Below are 20,066 nucleotides of genomic sequence, written 5' to 3' on the forward strand. Positions count from 1 at the left end.
CTAAGGCTCATCCAACCATGCTTGTTCGCCGCCTCACCCTTCACCAGTTTCGCAATTATGAAGCGGCCAGTCTGGAGGCAGGCGCGGGGCTGATTGCGCTGGCGGGCGAAAATGGCGCGGGCAAAACCAATATATTGGAAGCCCTCTCGCTGCTCGCGCCGGGGCGCGGGTTGCGCCGCGCGCCGCTCCCCGAAATGCTGCGACAGGAAACGCAGGAGGCAGAGGAGGCCCCGCGCCTTGGCCAAGGCTTTGCCGTCAATGCCGACCTGGCAACGGGCACCGATGATGCTGCGCCCGTCAATATCGGCACCGGTGTCGATGCGACCAGCCCGACGCGGCGCATCGTCAAAGTGAATGGCGCGGTGCAATCGGCCAATGCACTGGGCGAATGGCTCGCGCTTTTATGGCTGACCCCCGCGATGGACCGTATCTTTGTCGAAAGCGCCGGGACAAGGCGGCGCTTTCTCGACCGGCTGGTGCTGGCGCTCCACCCCGGCCATGCCGCCCATGCAACCCGCTATGAAGCCGCGATGCGCGCGCGGAGCAAATTATTAGGCGAGGCGGCGGAAGGCCACGCCCCCGACCCGCAATGGCTCGCCGCGCTTGAAGCGCAAATGGCGGTGCATGGCGCGAGCATGGATGCGGCGCGGCATGATCTGGTCGATGCGCTGAGGGCAGGGCTGGGGCTGCTCCCCGACGCGCCGTTCGCGCGGCCCTTGCTTGCGCTCGGCGGTCCGCACGCCGATGCGCGCTGGAGCGAGGATGGGTTGCGCACTGCGCTGGAACGCGGGCGCGGCGCGGATATGCGGGCAGGGCGCGCGCTATCCGGCCCGCATCGCAGCGACCTTATCGTCACCCATGCGGCCAAAAGCCAGCCCGCCGACCGCTGTTCGACCGGCGAGCAAAAGGCGCTGCTATTGTCGATTGTGCTGGCGCATGGCGATCTGGTAGCCGCGCGCCGCGCGATGCGACCGATTTTGCTGATGGATGAACTGGCCGCGCATCTTGACCCGCTCCGCCGCGCCGCGCTTTATGAAAGGCTGGCGGCGAGCGGGGGGCAGGTGTGGATGACCGGCACCGAAATGGCACTGTTCGATGACGCGCCCGCGCCGGTCACGCGCTTCCATGTGCATGGTGGCACGGTCGAGCGGCGCGATTAGGCCCGCGCGAGGGCGTTAATCCTGACCTTAAAGTATCTCGTTCACAATCTCTTGCGGACGGCAAAAACGCACGCCCTTGTCGGTTTCGACAAAGGGACGGTTCACATAAGCCGGATTGTCCACCATCGCATCGAGAATGGTCGCATCGTCGGCTGTATCCAGCCCGCGCTCTTCGGCATCGGTGCCGCGCAGGCGCAGGGCTTCTTTGGGTGTCAAACCGGCATCGGCAATAATTTGCGCCAGCTTATCGCGGGTGTAGGCCGATTTCAGATATTCGATCACCGTCAATTCAACGTGGGGCGTTTCTTCCAATATGGCAAGGGTTTTGCGCGAGGTGCCGCAGGCGGGATTATGCCAGATAGTTGCTTTCATGAAAGCCATGATAGCTTGGGCTCCCAAGCGCCGCAAGCGGGGATGAACGGCTGTTTCAGCCCCTGTTCAGCGCGGTTGCTATAATGGAGAAGTTTGGCAAAATCGGCCCGCTAAACAGGATGGCTTGTGCGGACAAAGGGACGGGCGGTGGAACCCGCCCTCGCATCGCCCTCTGGCGCTGCGTATAGTTTATACCCATATGCACAGTCATTCGCCGGGCCGGTTGGCTCCCCGGATGGAGGAAACATGATCGAACTTACTCGTCGTCAATGGATTGTCGGAGCGGGCGCTGCCGTTGCCGGTGGATTGGCTTTGAACCCCGCGCGGCTGGCTTCGGCGACTGCGCTGCCGACCCCTTGGCTCGTCAATATCGCAAAGCGCGAATTGCAGAAACATGGTTCGGCGGTGCGCTATCATGATCGCGTCGCGATTGCCGATTATACGCTGCCGTCGCGCGACCCTCGTTTCTTCTTTGTTGATTTGCAAAATGGCACGGTATCGTCGCATCTGGTGACACACGGGCGCGGATCCGACCCCGACCATATCGGCTGGCTCAAATATTTTTCAAACGTCAACGGCTCGCTCGCCTCGTCGCGCGGGGCTTATGTGACGGGCGACCAATATTATGGCAGCAACGGCCTGTCGCTGCGCCTCAAAGGGCTCGACCGCGACAATTATAACGCCGAACCGCGCGCGATTGTGGTGCATGGGGCATGGTATGCCAACCCCAAGATGATTGCCGAACAAGGCAAGCTGGGCCGATCGGAAGGCTGTTTCGCTTTCCCCGAAGCGGAACTGGCCAGCGTTCTCGACCGGCTGGGCGCAGGCCGCCTGATTTTCGCCGACCGGCTATAAACGCAAGCGCGGTATAAAGTTGCAGAGCGGCGGCGAGGGGAAACCTTCGCCGCTTTTTTTATGCTGGCAGTTTTTCAAGCCACGATGGACCTGCGCTTGCCCGACTCTAATCCTTCAAGCTCTTTATTTTTCGCGTCCACAGGTCTATCGGCGGCGGCATGACAAAATTACAGGATGATCTTGCGGTCGTGCTGCTTTCGGGCGGGCTCGATTCGATGGTGTGTGCGGGGCTGGCGCGCGAAGCGGGGCGGCGGGTGCTGGCGCTCACGGTCAATTATAACCAGCGCCATGTGATTGAACTGGCCGCCGCCGACCGGATTGCGGCCAGCCTTGGTGTCGAGCGACATATCCATCTGCCGATTGACCTGCGCGCCTTTGGCGGCTCGGCGCTCACCAGCGATGTGGCCGTGCCCAAGGATGGCGTTCCGACCGATGATATTCCGGTCACTTATGTGCCTGCGCGCAACACCATCTTCCTGTCGCTCGCACTGGGTTGGGCGGAAGCCTCGCTGGCGCGGCATATCTATGTCGGGGTCAATGCGCTTGATTATTCGGGCTATCCCGATTGCCGCCCCGATTTCATTGCAGCTTTCGCCGAAACCGCGCGGCTGGCAACCCGCGCAGGGGTGGAGGGCGATCCGTTCAAAATCGAAACGCCGCTCCTTCATATGACCAAGGCGCAAATTGCGGCAGAAGCCGACCGGTTGGGGATTGATGCGGGGATGAGCTGGTCTTGCTATGACCCGACGCCGGAGGGCCTCCATTGCGGGGCGTGCGATGCGTGCCGGTTGCGGCATAAAGGCTTTGTCGAAGCGGGGCTTCCCGACCCCACCGCTTACGCCCATATTCCGGACGTCGCATGAGCTACGCTGTCAAGGAAATCTTCCTGACTTTGCAGGGCGAAGGCGCGCAGGCCGGACGCCGCGCGGTATTCTGCCGCTTTGCCGGGTGCAATTTATGGACGGGGCGCGAACAGGATCGTGGCAACGCCATCTGCCGTTTCTGCGATACCGATTTTGTCGGGATGGACGGCGAGGGCGGCGGGCGCTTTGCTAACGCCGATGCGCTGGCCGATGCGATTGCCGCCGCTTGGGGGGTAGGCGAGGCGGACCGTTATGTCGTTCTCACCGGCGGCGAGCCGATGCTGCAACTTGATGCGGACCTCATCGATGCGCTCCATGCGCGCGGGTTCATGATTGCGGTCGAAAGCAATGGCACGATTGCCGCTGTGCCCGGCATCGACTGGCTGTGCATCAGCCCCAAAGGCGCGAGTATGGTGGTGCAGCAATCGGGCGATGAGCTGAAACTGGTGTGGCCGCAACCCGAAATGGACGCAGCTATGCTGGACATGTTTGAAGGCTGGGCGTTCGACCATAAGCTTATCCAGCCCAAAGACGGCACGGCAGAAGGCAGCGACAGCAACGCCCACCGCGATGCTGCTGTTGCGCTAGTGATGGAACGCCCACATTGGCGGCTGTCTTTGCAGAACCATAAGATGTTGGGATTGCCGTAGGGGACGAAAGCGCGCGCCTTATATTGGTCCGTTAGTGCTGAGCTTGTCTAAGCACGGTTATCGGGCAAGCCATGTGCCGATCTTAGCCCCGTCCTTCGACAAGCTCAGGACTAACGGTTTATTTTCTTGGGACAGGTTCACGCAGAGGCGCAGAGAAAGTGGGAGGGACGCAGAGGGATGGGGAGTGTGTAGAGAGGGTGTTTTTTGACCCGGCCTTAAAAACGGCCCTTAAAACCCGCCCTTAAAACCCGCTTTTGAAAACCGCCCATAAAAATCGCTCTTAAAAACGGCCCTCAAAACCTCTCCTAAAAACCGTTAGTGCTGAGCTTGTCGAAGCACGGGTTTCAATCCAGCAATATGCCAGACTGATACACGCCCTTCGACAAGCTCAGGACTAACGGTTTTTTGTTGGCCCTGATACCCTAGATCATCCGGGTTACAGAGAAATCGCGGCGTCTTTATTTACCAGAAGATCCACAAATAGACTCTGCTTATTTCATATCCGGTGCTTACTTCGTATCCGGTGTCGCGGGAGCCGCCGCCGGAGCCGCTGTTGGTGCGGGCGTGGGGACTGTGGTTGGCTGGACGGCCGGGGTTTCGGGGCTGTCCGCGCCTGCATCGCCCTTGTCTTCAGCCTTGGGGGCGGCGGCTTTGGGGCGGTTGTCTATGGTTTCATATAGGCCGCCGCCGCTATTTTGTTCAACCGATGTGCCATCGCCTTGGCTGGTGTCGAGCAGGATCATATCGTCGCTGATCGTCCCCTTGACGACGTCCACATTGGTCATTTTGGTCGTGCTGGTTTCCGCCGTTTTCTCTCCGCACGCCGCGAGCGCGAGGGTGGCGAGGAGGAGGGGCGAGGCGAGGAGGATGCGGTTCATGGGTTAGGCTTTAGCTGCAAGTGGTGAGGCTATCAAGAAAGCTGTCGCGTCGTGCGAACAAGGCGGCGTCAAAATCGGCGAGCGTGGCCTTGATGCCGAGCGCGTCAAGGCTCGTCACCGGAAATTCGGCGATGCCGCACGGGACGATGCCGCCGAAATGCGCAAGGTCCGGATGGATATTGACCGAAAAACCGTGGAGCGTGACCCAGCGGCGCACGCGCACGCCGATCGCGCCAATCTTGGCTTCGCGGCCATCAAGCGTATCGGTCCAGATGCCGATACGGCCTTCGGCACGGCGCGCGGACACGCCAAAATCTGCGAGTGCGTCAATCACCCAGCCTTCAAGCGCATGGACATAGCAGCGCACATCTTTGCCGCGCTGCGCAAGGTTCAACTGGATATAGCCGACGCGCTGCCCCGGTCCGTGATAGGTGTAGCGCCCGCCGCGTCCTGCATCATAGACCGGAAAGCGCGGGTCGAGCAGTTCGGTTACGTCGGCGCTGGTGCCTGCGGTATAAAGCGGGGGATGTTCGATCAGCCAGATGCGTTCGGGGGCTTGGCCTTCATAAATCGCCGCCGCGCGCGCTTCCATGTCGGCCAGCGCAACATCATAAGCGACAGGCGCGGGCGCAACGCTCCATTCGGGCAAAGGTAGAGGCGGGGAGAAGGACGGGGGCAGGGGGGCGTGTTCGCTCGGCATAACAGGGGAGCCGATAAGCCAATCCACCGCTTTTGGCGAGAGGGGAAAGCGGCTGGACAGATGCTATGTAAGCCGCCATGCTGGCCCTAACGCAATATTATAAACGGGGACGCCCAATGCGCAAATTCGATATGGGAGAAGCTTGGCAACAGGTGGCGGCGATGTTCCGGGGCAATCGCGAAATATTGATAACCGTTGCCGGACTTTTCTTTTTCCTGCCGACCTTGATTTTCACCCTTGTCTATCCCGAACCGCCGGTATCGGTGCCGGGTGAAACTTCGCAGCAGATGATAGACAATATGATGGACTATTACCGCACGGTTGCGCCGGGGCTGTTATTATCCAGCCTTGTGAGCATCATCGGTAATCTCGCCATCTGGCGTTTGTTGCTGGCCGAAGGCGGCACATCGCTGGGTGGAGCCTTGTCGCTCTCGCTCACCTTATTTGTCAGCTACGTCGCCGCCTCCCTCCTGTCCGGCTTTGCGATTGGTCTGGGCTTCATCCTGTTGATCGTGCCGGGGCTTTACCTTGCCTGTCGTTTGGGGCTGATCGGCCCGGCCATGATGGCAGAAAAGATCATGAACCCCGTCACCGCGATTACGGCAAGCTGGAACTATACGCGCAATAATGGCTTGATCATCTTGCTGTTTTTCGTCATCCTCGTGATTGTGGGATCGATTGCGATCATTATCGCGGGCGCGATTTTCGGCGCTTTGTTCGCGCTGCTGCTTCCTGAAAATATTGCCAATATCGGTAACAAGACCATTCAATCCTTGCTCGGCAGCGGATTGTCGCTCATCATGACGTTGGCTATGGCCAGTGTTTACCGGCAATTAGGCCCATATATTAATAAAGAAACATTCGAATAGGGTCACCCAAAAGAGCGTAAAACGCTCCATTTCGGAAAGGGGAAGGGAATGAATAAATTTTCGATGGGAAATGCCTTCAATGAAGGGAAGGCATTTGTGATGAAGAACCCGCTACTCTATCTGGGTCTCATCATTGTCGCCCAGATTTTAAGCCTCATCATCATGATGCTGCCTATGGGCGGTGTCGGCGGGTTTCAGGCGATGATGGCCGGTGGTTCCGACCCGATGGCGATGCAGCAATTTATGGCGGGCGCTGGCGTCCTGTTCGTCATCTGTATGATTATCGGTGTCGCTGTATCGCTCGCGGGCAGTTTCGCCGTGTGGCGGCACGGTTTTGCCAATGGCACGATCAGTGCGGGCGAAGCCTTGGTCTATGGCCTAAAAGCGTGCCTGCCCGCACTGTTGTTTGTGGTCGTGGGATACATCATCATGCTCATTGCCGGCCTGATTGTCGGCTTTGTGTTCGGGATGCTCGGCGTGGCATCGGGCGATGGCGCGGTTGCGGGTATTATGGGCTTTATCGTAGCTATCGGGGCTTTGGCAGCAATGGCCTATCTGCTCGCGCGCTTCAGCATCATGGGGCCGGAAATGGTGACATCGGACAGCCTCAACCCCTTTGCCGCAGCGGGACGTTCGTGGCGCGCAACCGAAGGCAATGGCTGGATGATCGCGCTGTTTTTCGTGATCTGCTATATCGTCTTTTTCATCGCCTATTTCATTGCGGCGCTGATCGCAGGCGGCATTGGCGGCGCGTCGGGCAGCGGCGTGGTGATGACCTTGCTGTTCATCATTGTGATGATTCCGGTAATTGCGATTGGTGCGCTGATCGGTGTCGGGCTTCCGGCCGGTGTCTATAAGGATCTAGTGGGCGATGCCAATAAGGCGCAAATCTTCGACTGATTGCCAAGCACAAGCATGAAAGAAAAAGGCCGTCTTCTTATGAGGCGGCCTTTTTTATGGGGTGGCGAAAGGCAGGGGCAGGGGAGCCGTCCGCCTTATTCCCACACGGTTTCGGGCGGCAGGCTCATCAGGATGGCGTCGATATTGCCGCCGGTTTTAAGGCCGAACAAAGTGCCGCGGTCATAGACGAGGTTGAATTCGGCATAGCGGCCGCGCCACACACGCTGGGCATGTTTTTCTTCTTCGGTCCAAGGCTGGTTCATCCGGCCCCGCACCAGCTTGGGGAAGATGTCGAGAAAGGCCTCGCCGACATCGCGGGTGAAAGCGAAATTGCGGTCGAAATGGACCGGGTCGGCGCTTTCCAGATGGTCATAGAATATCCCGCCGACACCGCGATGCGTCTTGCGGTGGGGGATATAGAAATACTCATCCGCCCAGGCTTTATAGCGGTCATAGACTTCCGGCCCATAAGGCTGGCACGCCGCGCGCAGCCGCGCATGGAAAGCGGCGGTATCTTCTTCATAAGGAATGGGCGGGTTCAAATCGGCGCCGCCGCCGAACCATCGTTTGGTGGTGACCAGAAAGCGCGTGTTCATATGCACCGCTGGCACATGCGGATTGGCCATATGCGCAACCAGACTGATGCCGGTGGCAAAAAAGCTGGGGTCATCGCCCGCGCCATTGATGGTCGCCGCAAATTCGGGCGCGAACTGGCCGCCGACGGTCGAGACATTGACGCCGACTTTTTCAAAGACTTTACCCTTCATCACGCCGCGGATGCCGCCGCCGCCCGCACCGGGGGACAGGCCTTCGCCTTCGCGGTTCCAGCCCTGATAGTCAAAGCGGGCATCACTTCCCGCCTCAGCCTCTATCGCTTCAAATTCGCAGCAGATGCGCGTGCGCAACGCTTCGAACCAGTCCTTGGCGGCCTGTTGCTGCGCGTCGAGGGCGAAGCTGGTTTCGACCTTATGGGCGTCCATGTCCGTACTTTGTGACTTATCGGCGCTGGTTTTATTCTTGTCGGTCATGCGGGAAATCCATTGGTTTGTCGTAAAGCTTCGGACAGCGCGATGCCCGCACTGACCGCTACATTGAGCGAACGCAGGCCGGGGCGCATCGGGATCAGGACGCGCAAAGTCGCCGCATCATGGACGATTTGCGGCACCCCTTTGCTTTCACAGCCGAATAACAGCACATCATCGCCCTTGAAACGCACGTCGGGCAAACGGGTTGCGCCTTGCGTGGTGAGGAGGGCAAGCCGTTGGCCGCGCTCTCCGGTGGTGCCTAAAAAATGCTCCCAATCGGGGTGGCGGATGATTGTCACCTTGTCCGCATAATCCATGCCGGAGCGGCGGACTTCCCGCGCGGAAAAGGCGAAACCGCACGGTTCTATGACATGCACCGGCACGCCGAAACAGGCGCCCAGCCGCAAGATTGCGCCGACATTGCCCGGAATGTCAGGTTGATAAAGCGCCAGTTCCATCCCCGCCCTCTAGCGCGCCGGGAGGCCAAGTGGGAAGGGGGTGCGTCCGCTTATCACAAAAAAGGTCATAAAATCGTCAAAAGCCTGTTGGCAAAGCTAGGTTTGGGGGCTATCAGGCCGGTCGAAAGACCGTCTTGGGGAGACGGGAAAACAGGGATTCTGTCCGGTTTTTTCCAGCCCTTTCCAAGTGCGGTTTCGATCATAAAAGCAACAATCAAGGGCTTGGGTAAATGGCTACGCTAGAAGTGCCGAATGCGCCGGAAACCGTGACAGAAGGGGAAGACGGCGTTCGTCGTCGCGACTTCATCAACATCGCTGCCGTGAGTGCCGCGGGGATCGGTGCGCTGGCGGTTGTATTTCCGCTGGTGAATCAGATGAATCCTTCGGCGGACGTTCTCGCCGAAGCGTCGATCGAGGTTGACATCAGCAAGATTGCTGCCGGTCAGGCGATCAAGACGAGCTGGCGCAAGCAGCCTGTTTTCATCCGTAACCTGACCCCGGCCGAAATTGCCGAAGCCAATAAGGTGCCGGTGGGTGATTTGCGCGACCCGCAAACGCTGGCCGACCGCACCAAGCCGGGCAAGGAAAACTGGCTGATTACGCTGGGTGTCTGCACCCACCTTGGTTGTGTGCCGCTGGGCGCTGCGGAAGGCGAGAATAAGGGCGATTATGGCGGTTATTTCTGCCCGTGCCACGGTTCGCACTATGATACCGCCGCGCGTATCCGCAAAGGCCCCGCGCCGACAAATCTGGTCGTTCCAGACTATGCCTTCAAATCCGACTCTGTCGTCGAAATCGGTTAAGGAGAAACTAAGATGAGCTTCCCCTGGGCCAATGTGTACCAGCCGCAAATGCCGATCATGAAGTGGCTGGACGAAAAGCTGCCGCTTCCGCGCTTTGTCTATAATGCAGTCGGTGGCGGTTATCCCGTCCCCCGCAACCTCAACTATTTCTGGAACTTCGGCGTTCTCGCCGGGGTTGCGCTGACCATCCAGCTTATCACCGGCATCATTCTCGCTATGCATTATAGCGCGAACACGCTGGTGGCGTTCAACAGCGTTGAACATATTATGCGCGATGTGAATTCGGGCTGGCTGCTGCGTTATGCGCACGCCAATGGCGCGAGCTTCTTCTTTATCGTCATCTATCTCCACATTTTCCGTGGGCTTTATTACGGATCGTATAAAGCGCCGCGTGAAATGGTGTGGCTGCTCGGTGTGGTCATCTTCCTTTTGATGATGGCAACCGCGTTCATGGGCTATGTCCTGCCGTGGGGCCAGATGAGCTTCTGGGGCGCGCAGGTGATTACCGGCTTCTTCTCGGCCATTCCGGTCGTGGGCGAGCCGCTGCGCCAATGGCTGCTCGGCGGATTTGCGCCGGATAATGCCGCGCTCAATCGCTTCTTCTCGCTGCACTATCTGTTGCCGTTCGTGATTGTCGCGGTTGTGGTTCTCCACATCTGGGCGCTGCATATTCCGGGGTCGAATAACCCGACCGGCGTCGAAGTCAAAAAGCCGTCGGATACGGTTCCGTTCCATCCCTATTATACGGCGAAGGACGGTTTCGGACTGGGCGTGTTCATGATCTTCTTTGCCGCGATGGTTTTCTTCGCGCCGAACGCAATGGGCCACCCCGATAACTATATCGCAGCGAACCCGCTTTCGACGCCTGCGCATATCGTTCCGGAATGGTATTTCTGGCCCTTCTACGCGATCCTGCGTGCGTTCACCGTGAACTTCCTGTGGATTCCGGCGAAGCTGTGGGGCGTGGTTGCGATGTTTGCGGCAATCGCCTTGCTGTTCTTCCTGCCCTGGCTCGATAGCTCGCCGGTCAAGTCGGCCAAATATCGTCCGCTCTATCGCATGTTCTTCTGGATCCTCGTCGCTGACGTCCTGATCCTCGGCCTGTGCGGTGTGAAACCGGCGGAAGAGCCTTGGGTGCGTATCAGCCAGTTCGCGGCAGCTTATTATTTCGCGCACTTCCTGATCATCATGCCGATCATTTCGCGGATCGAAAAGCCGCTGCCCTTGCCCAATTCGATTACCGAAGCGGTGCTGGGTAAAGAAACCGAAACCGAAGCGGCCCCCGCCGCTGCCAAAGCCTGAACGCACGGGAGCTGAGAAACACCATGGTTCGTCCTCTTGCTTTTCTGGTAGGGCTGGTCTTTGTGGCCGCCCTTACCATCGCGTTCCTCATGCCGCGCGAAGCGGCGGAACATAATGCGATGCTTGACTTCCACAAGCATCCCAAGGCGCTCAAACTGGCGAGCGACGGTCCGTTCGGCAAGTTCGACCGTCAGCAACTCCAGCGCGGTTTTGCGGTTTACAAGGAAGTCTGCTCGGCCTGTCACTCGGCCAATTTGCTGAGCTTCCGCAACCTCGCCGAAATCGGCTATGACGAAGGTCAGGTAAAGACCATTGCCAAGGAATGGTCGCATGAAGTGCCGTCGGTCAATCCGGACACCGGTGAAGCGGCAACGCGCCCCGGCCTGCCGACCGACCGCATCCCTTCGCCCTATCCGAACGAAGTGGCCGCGCGCGCAGCCAATAATAATGCGCTTCCGCCCGACCTTTCGCTCATCGCCAAGGCGCGTGAAGGCGGCCCTGCTTATATTTATTCGCTGTTGACCGGTTACCAGAACCCGCCAGCCAATCTGCCGAAGGAATTGCAACCGGGCACGGGGCTGCACTACAACCCCTATTTCGCAAACCTCAACCTTGCGATGGCCCCGCCGCTGACCTCCGATGGTCAGGTGACCTACGGCGAAGGCAATCCGCCTGCGACCGTCGACCAGATGGCCAAGGACGTGACCGCATTTCTCGTATGGGCCGCCGAGCCCAATCTGGAAAAGCGTCACCAGACCGGCTGGGCCGTGCTTGGCTTCCTGCTGTTCGCAACGGTTCTGGCCTATCTGTCCTATCGCAACATCTGGGCGGGCGTGAAGCATTAAGCTTCGCTAAGAGCCTGTCCGATGACGGATGAAGCAACACAAAAAGGGGGCCGTGGCGAAAGTCGCGGCCCTCTCTTTTTGGACGAAATGGTTGAAGGGAGAGATGGCGCGGAAGGGGCGGCGCTGCTGCGTTCGCTGGTGCGGACCATCCCCGATTTTCCCAAAGCGGGTGTCCAGTTCCGCGACATCACCACCTTGATTGCCGACGGGGCAGGCTTTGCCGAAGCGGTGCGCCAGTTGGTCGCCCGCGCGCGGCCCTATGCGCCCGACGCGATTGTCGCGGTCGAAGCGCGCGGCTTCCTGTTCGGCGCGGCGATGGCCTATGAGATGGGCTTAGGGGTCGTCCCCGTGCGCAAGGCCGGAAAGCTTCCCGGCGTTACCATCGGCGCGGATTATGAGCTGGAATATGGTGTGGACCGCTTGGAGATGCACGAAGGCGCGCTGGCGGCAGGGAGCCGTGTGGTGCTTGTCGATGACCTGCTCGCGACCGGCGGCACCATTCTTGCCACCGCAGACCTGATGCGACAGGCAGGCGTCATCCCCGCCGCCGCGCTGTTCGTCATTGATCTTCCCGACCTGGGCGGCGCGCGCAAACTCGCCGCCGCAGGATTGCGCGCCGAAACCCTCATCGACTTTGAAGGCGATTGAGGGTCACAAACAGGCGGTTTAACCTGTCCATCTAAACGTATCGCTTAGATACAAGCGCAGTGCGGTGTGGCAGATTTTCCGTGCAAGTCTGACTGACGATCGGTGCCTAAGCTAAACTGACCCCCATGAGCCAAAGATTTTTTGATGTGCAGGTGAGCCGCGAGGGGCGTTATACGCTGGGGCGCGACACGGAGACGGGGGCGTGGTTCCTGTCGATTCCGGTGGCCAATAGCATGCTCGATTATGAAGAATATTGCCGGCTGGATGACGACGAATATGACCGCTTCCGCACAGACCCTGTTGCGGCGCTGGCCTTTGCGGATGCGTGCCGCGCGCATATTTATGACGACCGGCTTATCCTGAAACCCGGCACGGATCGCGGGGGCGCGGTTTAGGGACTGGCTTGGCCCCGCGCTTTTTCTAATCGCCCGCGCATCGCTACGCTAACGCATAGCGCAATCAAAAGGCGGACAATGAACGGGCAATAAAAAAGCGGGCCTCCTCGATGCCCGCTTTATCAAGTTTTGCCCCTCTTTCCCCCCTTTTTACGCAAGGGTTTTGGGCGCCGCTTTCTGTCCCCCGCGTCAGAAGGGCAGCCATTTACGCTTTTCGGTGAATTTCATATAGCCCGCATTGACGCCAAGGCGCATCCCTACGCCCATGCGGATGGGGATCAGTACGACATCGCCGCTGCGCATATAGCTCGCAGTCAGACCGCCGACGAGATAGGCGTTGCCTTCGCCCGCGGGGAAACGCTTGTAGAGTTCCTGCGTGTCGTAAAGATTATAGACCAGCACAAAGGTGCGCGAGGCATTGCCGCCCGTGTCGAACCCGACCGACGGGCCGGTCCAATAGACTTCGCGCTCGCCTTCGACCTTGTGGTAGAGGCGGCCCGACCCATAGCGCAGGCCCAGCACCAGTGCGCCCGACGCTTCGCGCCCGACAATATAGCCATTGGGCTCGCCCTGCTTGGCGAGCAGATCCTGGATCATCTGCGCAAGCCCTTGCGCGCCCTTGCCGAATACGCCTTCGGCCGCGCCGATCAGGTCATCCTTCTGATAGGTTTGCGACCCCGAAGTGGGGAGCGTTGCGGGGATATTGCCATCGGCCTGCGCGGCGGTCTGGTTGACCGGCGCCGGTGTCGCCGTGCCGCTGTCACCCGCAACCGTCTGCGGCGTGTTTTGGGGGGCAGGGTCGTCATAGACGACATTGTTGGTGATGAGGTCGCTATTGGGATCAATCGCCGAATTGCTGCTGTTCGGGGAGGAGGCTGGCGGCGTGGTCGCGGATGGCGGCAGATAGTCTGCGGGCGCATCGGCGGGCGGCTTGGGACCGTCCAGATCTGCATCCAGCACGGTGTTCGGATCGACCGTGGTGATTTGCGCGGTTGCGCCCGTGGTCATCAGCGCGGCGGCTGCGGCCCCGCTCACTATCCAGGTCGCCACTTTACGACCTGAAATTTTATGGACGCTCCATAATTTCAACATAGCATTATACCCCGGCTCAAGCGTTTATTTACCACGATGAATCATTGTCGCGCAAGCGCAATGAACCGGCGATGACCCGAATCCAATTTGCGCCCAACCGAGTCGAAACACGGCCAAAGCGCGCTTTTGCGAGGCGTGCGCGCGGCTTTTTACGATTATCACAATATGCTGTTGCGGTTGTGCTACGGTCTGGTTATAGCCCCGCCCAGCCACAAGTGCGGAGACGTGGGTGAGTGGCTGAAACCAGCGGTTTGCTAAACCGTCGTAGCCTTAAGGGGCTACCGAGGGTTCGAATCCCTCCGTCTCCGCCACCTTCTTTTTATAACCGCTCCATGCTTAGCCAGCGTTGCTGGCCCGCCCATGCCTTGCGCCAAGCGCGTTTGGCGGCGGCGGCTTGTAGCGGGTGGCCGAGGGCGGCTTCGCTGCGTGCCAAGCCATAGAGCGCCCAGCCATTATCGGGCGTGCGGGAAAGCGCCGCGCGGAAAGCGGCTGCCGCTTCCTCATGCCGTCCGGCGAGGAATAAGGCTGCGCCCAAGGATTGCTCGACCGGATAATACCAATAAGGCGGTTCCTGATAGGGGAGGCGGCTTTCGATTTCGGCGGCGGCGCGATAATGGCGGATCGCTGAGGGATAGTCGCGGCGGGCGACGGCCTGTTTGCCGCGCGCCACCAATGCGGCGAGCGCGATGAGGTCGGGCGCGGGCATAGCCTGTTCGACCAAGGCTTGCAGCGCATCGGATGTGCGTAGCCGCTCCATAGCGGCGAGTTCCGTGTCAAAGCCTAGGTCATTGCCTGTCCCCGCATAGGCAACCGCGCGCGCATAATGGCGCATCGCGGCGGCATAAGGCAGGCGCGGGTCGGGCGCGGGCAGCGTCAGAATAGCGTCCGCATCGGCAAATTGCGCCATCGCCATATAGGGCGCTGCGTCAATCGCCTGTATCCAGCCGATCCGCGCCGAGGTGGCAGGGTCGAGGATCGTGCGCAGGCGATGCGCTTCACGGATCGCACGATCCATATCGCCCGCCATTTGCGCCGAGGTCACGATGAAATGGACATTGTGCGGATAATAGCCATAGCGCACGAGGCCTTGATCGCCCGCGCTACGGATGAAGGCTTCATCGGCGCGGGCGGCGGCGATGTTGACGCGGATGGAGTCAGCATGGCGACCGCGCAGTTGATAGATGTGGCCCGGCATATGGACGAGATGTGCGGCGCTTGAGGCAAGCGGGCGGGCGAGCCGGTCGGCGGCGGCTTCGGCGCGGCGCGGGTCGCTGGCTTCCATGAGGTGGATGTAGAGATGCGCAGCCTGCACATGGGCGGGGTTGCGGGCAAGGACGGTTTCGACCAGCCGCACCGCGTCGCCGCTGCGCCCGACGGGGGTTTTCCGGTCGGCCTCCCAATAGTTCCACGGGCTGGTGTTCATCGCGGCTTCGGCGGCGAGGACGGCGATGTCGTCATCGGCAGGGAAGCGGCGCGCGACCATCAGCATGGCGTCGGCATAGGCGGCATCAAGCGCGGCGCGGTCGGCCTTTTCGTCGCGCGAATAGCGGCGGTAAAGGGCTTCAATCAAAGCCTTTTCCTTTGGTGGAGCGCCGGTGCGCAGCGCCATCGCTTTATCGAGCGCGGCCAAGGCGGTGCCCTTGTCGCGGTCATCCATCGGGGCGTTGATATTGGGGCCGAGGGCGAGGGCCTCGCCCCACCAGCAGGCGGCGCAACCGGGGTCGAGGGCTTGGGCCTGACGGAAAGAGCGCACCGCCCCCGCATGGTTGAATCCATAGGTCAACAACAAGCCTTGACTGAAATAATGTTGTGTTTTCAAAGATTTGGTTGAAATCCGGAAAGGCGAGCGGATGAGATCGGGGAAGAGCGGGATGGGGGCTGTAATGCCCGCAGGCGCGCTCGCCGGTGCCGCGAGGCCCGCCGCTGCTGCGGCAATCAGGCGGCGGGTGAGGAGCGGGGGGAGGGCGTTGTCGCCCGCACGCTTTGCCCCGCACATGGACGCGACGCGCTGCACGGGGTCGAAGGCGTCCAGCACCGCGTCGGGAAAAGCCGCGTCCGCATTATCGGTCCCTTTGAAAGCGGATACACCATAGCCCGCAAAAGCATCGGTTGTAAAAGGCGGCGGCGCTGCCTGCGGCATAAAACTCGTGAGGCCTGCAGCCAGCCCCACCATCAAGGCGGCCCGCACAGAGCGGCCCCCGAACAGAAAATGCGCCATAGCTCTCCCTCCCCTCAAAGGTGAACCGTACCGGTGCAGCTAATCTACCATTTTCTAGTGCTTTTCTGAACCGGAATTGCGCGGCGCGCATGGGCCAAGAAAAGGGGAGGGCGTGGCCTTCATCGCACGCCCGCACGCCGCTTTTATCCGTGCGGCAAATGCCGAAATTTACGTTCCACATCACGCACATAGGAACGGCTCACCGCAATCTCCAAGCCGCTCGACAGGGTGATGGTGCCGGTATGGCCGGTGCGCTGGAAGCCGCGCACCGCCTCATTCGCGACCCAATGTGAGCGATGGACCTGCATCCCCGTCACGGGGGCGGCAAGGCGGATCGCATCGCTGAGTCGCATCAGGATCAGCGCCTCGCCCGCATCGGTATAAACCCGCACATAATGGTCGTCCGATTTGAGCGCGAGCAGCGTTCCGCGTTGTGCTTGCGGCAAGCGTTGCAGTAAGGCGGGGAGGCGGGGTGATGGCGGCGGCGCATCGTCGCCCTCGGTCGCGCGCGGCGCACCGGCGGTGGGCGCATCCTCTGTCCCGGCCTTGGGCGCATAACGATAGCGCGGCACATCCAGCACGCGGTCGAAAATATAATTGACGAGCATCCATGCGAGCGTGCCGGGCAGCACACGGTAAAGATAATGCACCAGAAAATCGAAGCTTAGCGTTGCGGGCGGCGAACTGGACGCGGTTTCGGGATGGAGAAGCTGCGCGAGCGTCAATATTTCCAATATCGGCTGGCGCAGCAAAAAGCCGATGGCGAGCGGCCCGCCCAAAGTGATGACCCATAAAGGCGGCCGCCAGCGCGCGAACAGGCGGTAAATCGCCTCGCTGCCGATCGCACTCGCGATCCAGCCGACCATGACGGTCGCGCTCCATAAAAAGAGCGCAACGACAAGGCTGGTATCCGGCCCGACCGCGACTTTGAGCAGCGCCAGCGGAACGGCGAGAAACAGGATCGGGATGAGGACATAAAGCGCAAGTCCCGGCGCGACCGGAATGGTGCGTCGCACCGCCATCAGCGAGGATGCGGCCATTGTTTCGGGGGGCGACACAGGCGCGGAAGGCGGCGTTGAACCAGCGCCGGAAGCCGCGCCAGAACCAGCGTCCGCAATAGAGCGATTGGACGCAGAGGAAACAGGGTTGGCGGCCATCGTCACACCCGTCCCGAAAAGCCGCGAGGCGACAATATGGGCCGGCGTCCCTGTGTCGCGGATTTTTGGCACGCTGCGCCAAATGCCATTTTGATGGCAGGTCGCGCATGGTCATGGCTTTTCGCGAATAACATTCCGGCTCCACTGGCTTGCTGCGTAAAAGCGTCTGTGAACTATCATCTTCCCATCTAAATTTGTCCAGTCAAATTATCCCGCTCTGCAAGAGGCAGGACGGGGCATAAAAATCAGCCGGACGTAACAGGCTGAAATGATGGGAGCAGGTCGGGTGAACGAGTTTTCAACAGGGGGAGTGCGTCCTGCAGGCGACTGGTCAGCCATTGCAGGACGCGCTACGGCGCAGATGCGCACTGGCGCCCTTGCCGGACTCTTGTTCGCAGCCGGTTTTGCCCTTGCCCCTGCCGCCGCTGCTACCGCGCCGGTTATCACGACCGAAAACGGACGCATACGCGGCGAAGTCCGCCCAAGCGGCGCAATCGCCTATCGCAATATCAGCTATGCCGTGGCCGACCGGTGGGAACAGCCCCGCCGCGCGCCCGCTTGGCAAGGCGTGCGGGATGGCCGGATTGCGGGCAATATCTGTCCGCAAAAGGTCGAAAATCCGGCGCTGGATACGTTCACCCAAAGCGAAGATTGTCTCAATCTCAATGTGTGGGTGCCCAAAGGCTATAAAGCGGGCCAGCATAAAAAGCCGTTGCCGGTAATGTTCTGGATCCACGGTGGCAGCTTCCGGGTCGGCAGCGGGGCTTTGCCGATTTATGACGGCGATGCGATTGTCGCGCGCGATGTGATTTTGGTGACGGTCAATTATCGTCTGGGGCTGCTCGGCCGCTTTGCCCATCCGGACCTGTCCAAACAGCAAGCGGGCAAGCCGCGCGCCGATTATGGCCTGATGGATCAGGTCGCGGCGCTCCAATGGGTGCAGCGCAATATCGGCCAATTCGGTGGCGACGCGAATAATGTCACTATTTTCGGCTATTCTGCGGGCGGCGTTTCGGTCAATTATCTGATGGCTGCGCCGAGCGCGCGGGGGCTGTTCCATAAAGCCATTGCGCAAAGCGGTGGCATACAGGTCGAAACCACCCAGCATATTTCCGAGCGCCGCCCCGGCATATTGGGCGCACCTTTGGAAGCGCAAGGCGTGGCGGCGGCCAAACATTTCGGCAGCGGCGAGACCCCCGCAACGCTCGACCAGTTACGCCGTCTGCCGCTGGACCAGCTTATCGCCTATCAGGAAAAAACCTCGCTCGGCTCGCTCAATCCGGTGGTCGATGGCGTGCTGATCCCCGATGATATCGGCCGCACTTTCCGCGACGGCAAGCAAGCGCCGGTTCCTTATATGGCGGGGTCGACCAGTTGGGAGGCGAGCCTTCTCCACTATCTGCCGCAACCTTTGCCGCCGCGTTTCATTCTGGCGGGGATAGACGGGGTGGAACCGGCGCGCGCGGCGTTTGGCGGGGTGGATGATGCGAAACTGGCCCATGCGTGGTTTGCGCAATCGACCTTCATGGGGGCGGCCCATTATCTCACCCGCGAAAGCGCGCGGATCGGCCAGCCTTCCTGGCTCTATTATTTCGATTATGTGCCGCAAGCCTTGCAAGGCACGGTGCCGGGTGCGGCGCACGGCGATGAAGTGCCGTTCATTTTCGACACGCTCCCGCTCAAAATCCGCAATTTTTCGGCGGCGCAAATCACGCTGGCCGACCGCAAGGTGGCGCGAATGATGACCGCTTACTGGACCAATTTTGCCAAGCATGGTGATCCTAACGGGCCGGGCCTGCCAAGACTTGGCGCGCGCAAGACCGATGGCTATGCCATGAATATATTGGACGCTAACCCGCGCATTAATCCCGATTTTCTGGCGCGCGAGACGGCGTTTCTCGACCGTTATTATGCCGATCATATTGATCTTTCCAAATAGGAGCTGATGTTGATGTTTCGTACTTTATTGCTTGCCGGTGCTGCGACCCTTTGTGCGGTGGGAGCAACCTCTGCTCCGGCCAAGATACTGGACCCGGCCAAGCCCGAAGATGCGGTCGAAATCGCCAAGCGCGTCCAGTGCGGCATCGGTGACCAGCCGGCGGTCATGTATTGGTCCGGCAAAGTCTATTCGCGCATCGAAGGCGAACCCGACCGCCATCTGTTCGACGGCGAGGGCATGAATATCCGCCAGTGTGTGCCGGTATCGGACCCCGTGCGCGGCAACGGCTTTCGCCTTGTCAGCAAGGAAGTGATGTTCTTCACCGACCCCAAGACCGGCCAGATTGTGCGCAAATGGGAAAATCCGTGGACCGGTGAAACCGTCGACGTGATGCAGATCGCCAATGATCCGGTCAACCAGCGCCCGATGTTCCCGCGCACCGCCGATGGCAAGCCTTCGCCGACCATGCGGATGAAACAGGCCGCCGGATGGGTGCTGATGCCGCTGGAAGTGCCGCTTTTCTATACCAACCCGCTGGCGGGCGATTATCAGGATTATGTCGGCAATAAATATCATGCGATGGAAATTTTCGACTTCGCCGCGCGCGCGGACGAATTGCTCGATACGCGTCATCCGACCTCCTATCCGACCGTGTCGTGGGTCCGCATTTCGGACTGGATGCCGTGGATGAAGATGCGCGGGCGTCAGGGCATCATCATTTTCAATGCGATGGGCGCGAAAATCAAAAGCTTCAATGACCTGCCCAAGGTGATGAAGGATGAAATCGCGGCCAATTATCCCGGCTATACCGCGCCGCCGCCCAAGGATGATGCGCGTCCCAACGACACCACTTGGACCGTGTTCAAGAAAATGGTCGACGAACAGCGCAAGGCGGCTGGCGCTAATCCGGCAACCACAACCTCAGGGAACCATTAAG

Annotated in this window: 22 protein-coding genes and 1 tRNA gene; 14 read left to right on the forward strand and 9 right to left on the reverse strand. The window is 60.1% G+C overall.

Translation table 11 applies throughout. The features are described from left to right. Positions 1-17: 17 nt before the first annotated feature. Entirely contained in the window at positions 18-1,160 is a 1,143-nt protein-coding gene (gene recF, locus DMP17_RS01205; RefSeq protein ID WP_337827257.1) for a DNA replication/repair protein RecF, read from the forward strand. Positions 1,161-1,187: 27 nt separating this feature from the next. Here the strand turns inward: recF and DMP17_RS01210 are convergent, their stop codons facing one another. Then, the gene (locus tag DMP17_RS01210) at positions 1,188-1,532 is read right to left on the reverse strand and encodes an arsenate reductase family protein (RefSeq protein ID WP_337827258.1); all 345 of its coding nucleotides are present in this window, start codon (positions 1,530-1,532) and stop codon (positions 1,188-1,190) included. Positions 1,533-1,778: 246 nt separating this feature from the next. Between DMP17_RS01210 and DMP17_RS01215 the strand changes: the two genes are divergently transcribed. From DMP17_RS01215 to queE, 3 genes are all read left to right on the forward strand, one after another. After that, positions 1,779-2,387 (forward strand): murein L,D-transpeptidase catalytic domain family protein, encoded by a 609-nt coding sequence (locus DMP17_RS01215; protein WP_337827259.1) that lies wholly within the window; start codon positions 1,779-1,781, stop codon positions 2,385-2,387. 158 nt (positions 2,388-2,545) lie between these two features. Next, the gene (queC, locus tag DMP17_RS01220) at positions 2,546-3,250 is read left to right on the forward strand and encodes a 7-cyano-7-deazaguanine synthase QueC (protein WP_337827260.1); all 705 of its coding nucleotides are present in this window, start codon (positions 2,546-2,548) and stop codon (positions 3,248-3,250) included. Next, positions 3,247-3,900, forward strand: coding sequence for a 7-carboxy-7-deazaguanine synthase (queE, locus tag DMP17_RS01225; protein ID WP_337827261.1), 654 nt, complete (start codon positions 3,247-3,249; stop codon positions 3,898-3,900). The genes queC and queE overlap by 4 nt, the downstream gene beginning before the upstream one ends. A 509-nt stretch (positions 3,901-4,409) precedes the next feature. On the opposite strand, the gene DMP17_RS01230 is transcribed toward queE, so the two are convergent. Then, entirely contained in the window at positions 4,410-4,778 is a 369-nt protein-coding gene (locus tag DMP17_RS01230) for a hypothetical protein (protein ID WP_337827262.1), read from the reverse strand. A 10-nt stretch (positions 4,779-4,788) separates the two neighbouring features. Beyond that, positions 4,789-5,478: a lipoyl(octanoyl) transferase LipB gene (gene lipB / locus DMP17_RS01235; protein ID WP_337827263.1), complete on the reverse strand. Its 690-nt coding sequence runs from the start codon at positions 5,476-5,478 to the stop codon at positions 4,789-4,791. Between the two features lie 116 nt (positions 5,479-5,594). Between lipB and DMP17_RS01240 the strand changes: the two genes are divergently transcribed. Beyond that, entirely contained in the window at positions 5,595-6,347 is a 753-nt protein-coding gene (locus DMP17_RS01240; protein ID WP_337827264.1) for a hypothetical protein, read from the forward strand. A 48-nt stretch (positions 6,348-6,395) separates the two neighbouring features. Beyond that, complete coding sequence (locus DMP17_RS01245; RefSeq protein WP_337827265.1) at positions 6,396-7,247, forward strand: hypothetical protein; 852 nt, start codon at positions 6,396-6,398, stop codon at positions 7,245-7,247. Positions 7,248-7,342: 95 nt separating this feature from the next. Here DMP17_RS01245 and hemF read toward each other — a convergent pair whose 3' ends face one another. From hemF to DMP17_RS01260, 3 genes are all read right to left on the reverse strand, one after another. Continuing rightward, positions 7,343-8,275, reverse strand: coding sequence for an oxygen-dependent coproporphyrinogen oxidase (gene hemF / locus DMP17_RS01250; RefSeq protein WP_337827266.1), 933 nt, complete (start codon positions 8,273-8,275; stop codon positions 7,343-7,345). Beyond that, complete coding sequence (locus DMP17_RS01255) at positions 8,272-8,730, reverse strand: tRNA (cytidine(34)-2'-O)-methyltransferase (protein ID WP_337827267.1); 459 nt, start codon at positions 8,728-8,730, stop codon at positions 8,272-8,274. The genes hemF and DMP17_RS01255 overlap by 4 nt, the downstream gene beginning before the upstream one ends. Before the next feature lie 65 nt (positions 8,731-8,795). Next, positions 8,796-8,933 carry a hypothetical protein gene (locus DMP17_RS01260; RefSeq protein WP_337827268.1) on the reverse strand — a complete coding sequence of 46 codons (138 nt, stop codon included), beginning with the start codon at positions 8,931-8,933 and terminating at the stop codon, positions 8,796-8,798. 27 nt (positions 8,934-8,960) lie between these two features. Here DMP17_RS01260 and petA point away from each other — a divergent pair, with 27 nt between their 5' ends. The 5 genes from petA (at position 8,961) to DMP17_RS01285 (ending at position 12,723) form a co-directional block, all read left to right on the forward strand. Continuing rightward, positions 8,961-9,533 (forward strand): ubiquinol-cytochrome c reductase iron-sulfur subunit, encoded by a 573-nt coding sequence (gene petA, locus DMP17_RS01265; RefSeq protein ID WP_337827269.1) that lies wholly within the window; start codon positions 8,961-8,963, stop codon positions 9,531-9,533. 12 nt (positions 9,534-9,545) lie between these two features. Then, positions 9,546-10,835, forward strand: coding sequence for a cytochrome b (locus DMP17_RS01270; RefSeq protein ID WP_337827270.1), 1,290 nt, complete (start codon positions 9,546-9,548; stop codon positions 10,833-10,835). Between the two features lie 62 nt (positions 10,836-10,897). Next, positions 10,898-11,680 carry a cytochrome c1 gene (locus DMP17_RS01275; protein ID WP_337827271.1) on the forward strand — a complete coding sequence of 261 codons (783 nt, stop codon included), beginning with the start codon at positions 10,898-10,900 and terminating at the stop codon, positions 11,678-11,680. Between the two features lie 21 nt (positions 11,681-11,701). Further along, on the forward strand, positions 11,702-12,328 hold the full coding sequence (locus tag DMP17_RS01280; protein WP_337827272.1) for an adenine phosphoribosyltransferase: 627 nt from the start codon (positions 11,702-11,704) through the stop codon (positions 12,326-12,328). Positions 12,329-12,453: 125 nt separating this feature from the next. Then, on the forward strand, positions 12,454-12,723 hold the full coding sequence (locus tag DMP17_RS01285) for a hypothetical protein (protein WP_337827273.1): 270 nt from the start codon (positions 12,454-12,456) through the stop codon (positions 12,721-12,723). 189 nt (positions 12,724-12,912) lie between these two features. On the opposite strand, the gene DMP17_RS01290 is transcribed toward DMP17_RS01285, so the two are convergent. Then, complete coding sequence (locus DMP17_RS01290) at positions 12,913-13,815, reverse strand: DUF1134 domain-containing protein (RefSeq protein WP_337827274.1); 903 nt, start codon at positions 13,813-13,815, stop codon at positions 12,913-12,915. Between the two features lie 219 nt (positions 13,816-14,034). Between DMP17_RS01290 and DMP17_RS01295 the strand changes: the two genes are divergently transcribed. Further along, positions 14,035-14,126 (forward strand) — tRNA-Ser (locus DMP17_RS01295). 8 nt (positions 14,127-14,134) lie between these two features. On the opposite strand, the gene DMP17_RS01300 is transcribed toward DMP17_RS01295, so the two are convergent. Both DMP17_RS01300 and DMP17_RS01305 read right to left on the reverse strand, forming a co-directional pair. After that, positions 14,135-16,033 carry a tetratricopeptide repeat protein gene (locus DMP17_RS01300; protein WP_337827275.1) on the reverse strand — a complete coding sequence of 633 codons (1,899 nt, stop codon included), beginning with the start codon at positions 16,031-16,033 and terminating at the stop codon, positions 14,135-14,137. Positions 16,034-16,176: 143 nt separating this feature from the next. After that, on the reverse strand, positions 16,177-17,190 hold the full coding sequence (locus DMP17_RS01305) for a LytTR family DNA-binding domain-containing protein (protein ID WP_337827276.1): 1,014 nt from the start codon (positions 17,188-17,190) through the stop codon (positions 16,177-16,179). 286 nt (positions 17,191-17,476) lie between these two features. Here DMP17_RS01305 and DMP17_RS01310 point away from each other — a divergent pair, with 286 nt between their 5' ends. Further along, positions 17,477-19,129 (forward strand): carboxylesterase/lipase family protein, encoded by a 1,653-nt coding sequence (locus DMP17_RS01310; RefSeq protein ID WP_337827277.1) that lies wholly within the window; start codon positions 17,477-17,479, stop codon positions 19,127-19,129. 6 nt (positions 19,130-19,135) lie between these two features. Next, positions 19,136-20,065 (forward strand): DUF1838 family protein, encoded by a 930-nt coding sequence (locus DMP17_RS01315; protein WP_337827278.1) that lies wholly within the window; start codon positions 19,136-19,138, stop codon positions 20,063-20,065. The last annotated feature ends 1 nt before the right edge of the window (position 20,066 follow it).

The sequence above is a fragment of the Pseudonocardia sp. TMWB2A genome, from assembly GCF_017312135.1.

Bases quoted from the DNA above. Each gene is read 5' to 3' on its own strand.
- recF (WP_337827257.1), top strand. From the start codon at position 18: ATGCTTGTTCGCCGCCTCACCCTTCACCAGTTTCGCAATTATGAAGCG.
- DMP17_RS01210 (WP_337827258.1), bottom strand. From the start codon at position 1,532: ATGAAAGCAACTATCTGGCATAATCCCGCCTGCGGCACCTCGCGCAAA.
- DMP17_RS01215 (WP_337827259.1), top strand. From the start codon at position 1,779: ATGATCGAACTTACTCGTCGTCAATGGATTGTCGGAGCGGGCGCTGCC.
- queC (WP_337827260.1), top strand. From the start codon at position 2,546: ATGACAAAATTACAGGATGATCTTGCGGTCGTGCTGCTTTCGGGCGGG.
- queE (WP_337827261.1), top strand. From the start codon at position 3,247: ATGAGCTACGCTGTCAAGGAAATCTTCCTGACTTTGCAGGGCGAAGGC.
- DMP17_RS01230 (WP_337827262.1), bottom strand. From the start codon at position 4,778: ATGAACCGCATCCTCCTCGCCTCGCCCCTCCTCCTCGCCACCCTCGCG.
- lipB (WP_337827263.1), bottom strand. From the start codon at position 5,478: ATGCCGAGCGAACACGCCCCCCTGCCCCCGTCCTTCTCCCCGCCTCTA.
- DMP17_RS01240 (WP_337827264.1), top strand. From the start codon at position 5,595: ATGCGCAAATTCGATATGGGAGAAGCTTGGCAACAGGTGGCGGCGATG.
- DMP17_RS01245 (WP_337827265.1), top strand. From the start codon at position 6,396: ATGAATAAATTTTCGATGGGAAATGCCTTCAATGAAGGGAAGGCATTT.
- hemF (WP_337827266.1), bottom strand. From the start codon at position 8,275: ATGACCGACAAGAATAAAACCAGCGCCGATAAGTCACAAAGTACGGAC.
- DMP17_RS01255 (WP_337827267.1), bottom strand. From the start codon at position 8,730: ATGGAACTGGCGCTTTATCAACCTGACATTCCGGGCAATGTCGGCGCA.
- DMP17_RS01260 (WP_337827268.1), bottom strand. From the start codon at position 8,933: ATGATCGAAACCGCACTTGGAAAGGGCTGGAAAAAACCGGACAGAATC.
- petA (WP_337827269.1), top strand. From the start codon at position 8,961: ATGGCTACGCTAGAAGTGCCGAATGCGCCGGAAACCGTGACAGAAGGG.
- DMP17_RS01270 (WP_337827270.1), top strand. From the start codon at position 9,546: ATGAGCTTCCCCTGGGCCAATGTGTACCAGCCGCAAATGCCGATCATG.
- DMP17_RS01280 (WP_337827272.1), top strand. From the start codon at position 11,702: ATGACGGATGAAGCAACACAAAAAGGGGGCCGTGGCGAAAGTCGCGGC.
- DMP17_RS01285 (WP_337827273.1), top strand. From the start codon at position 12,454: ATGAGCCAAAGATTTTTTGATGTGCAGGTGAGCCGCGAGGGGCGTTAT.
- DMP17_RS01290 (WP_337827274.1), bottom strand. From the start codon at position 13,815: ATGTTGAAATTATGGAGCGTCCATAAAATTTCAGGTCGTAAAGTGGCG.
- DMP17_RS01300 (WP_337827275.1), bottom strand. From the start codon at position 16,033: ATGGCGCATTTTCTGTTCGGGGGCCGCTCTGTGCGGGCCGCCTTGATG.
- DMP17_RS01305 (WP_337827276.1), bottom strand. From the start codon at position 17,190: ATGGCCGCCAACCCTGTTTCCTCTGCGTCCAATCGCTCTATTGCGGAC.
- DMP17_RS01315 (WP_337827278.1), top strand. From the start codon at position 19,136: ATGTTGATGTTTCGTACTTTATTGCTTGCCGGTGCTGCGACCCTTTGT.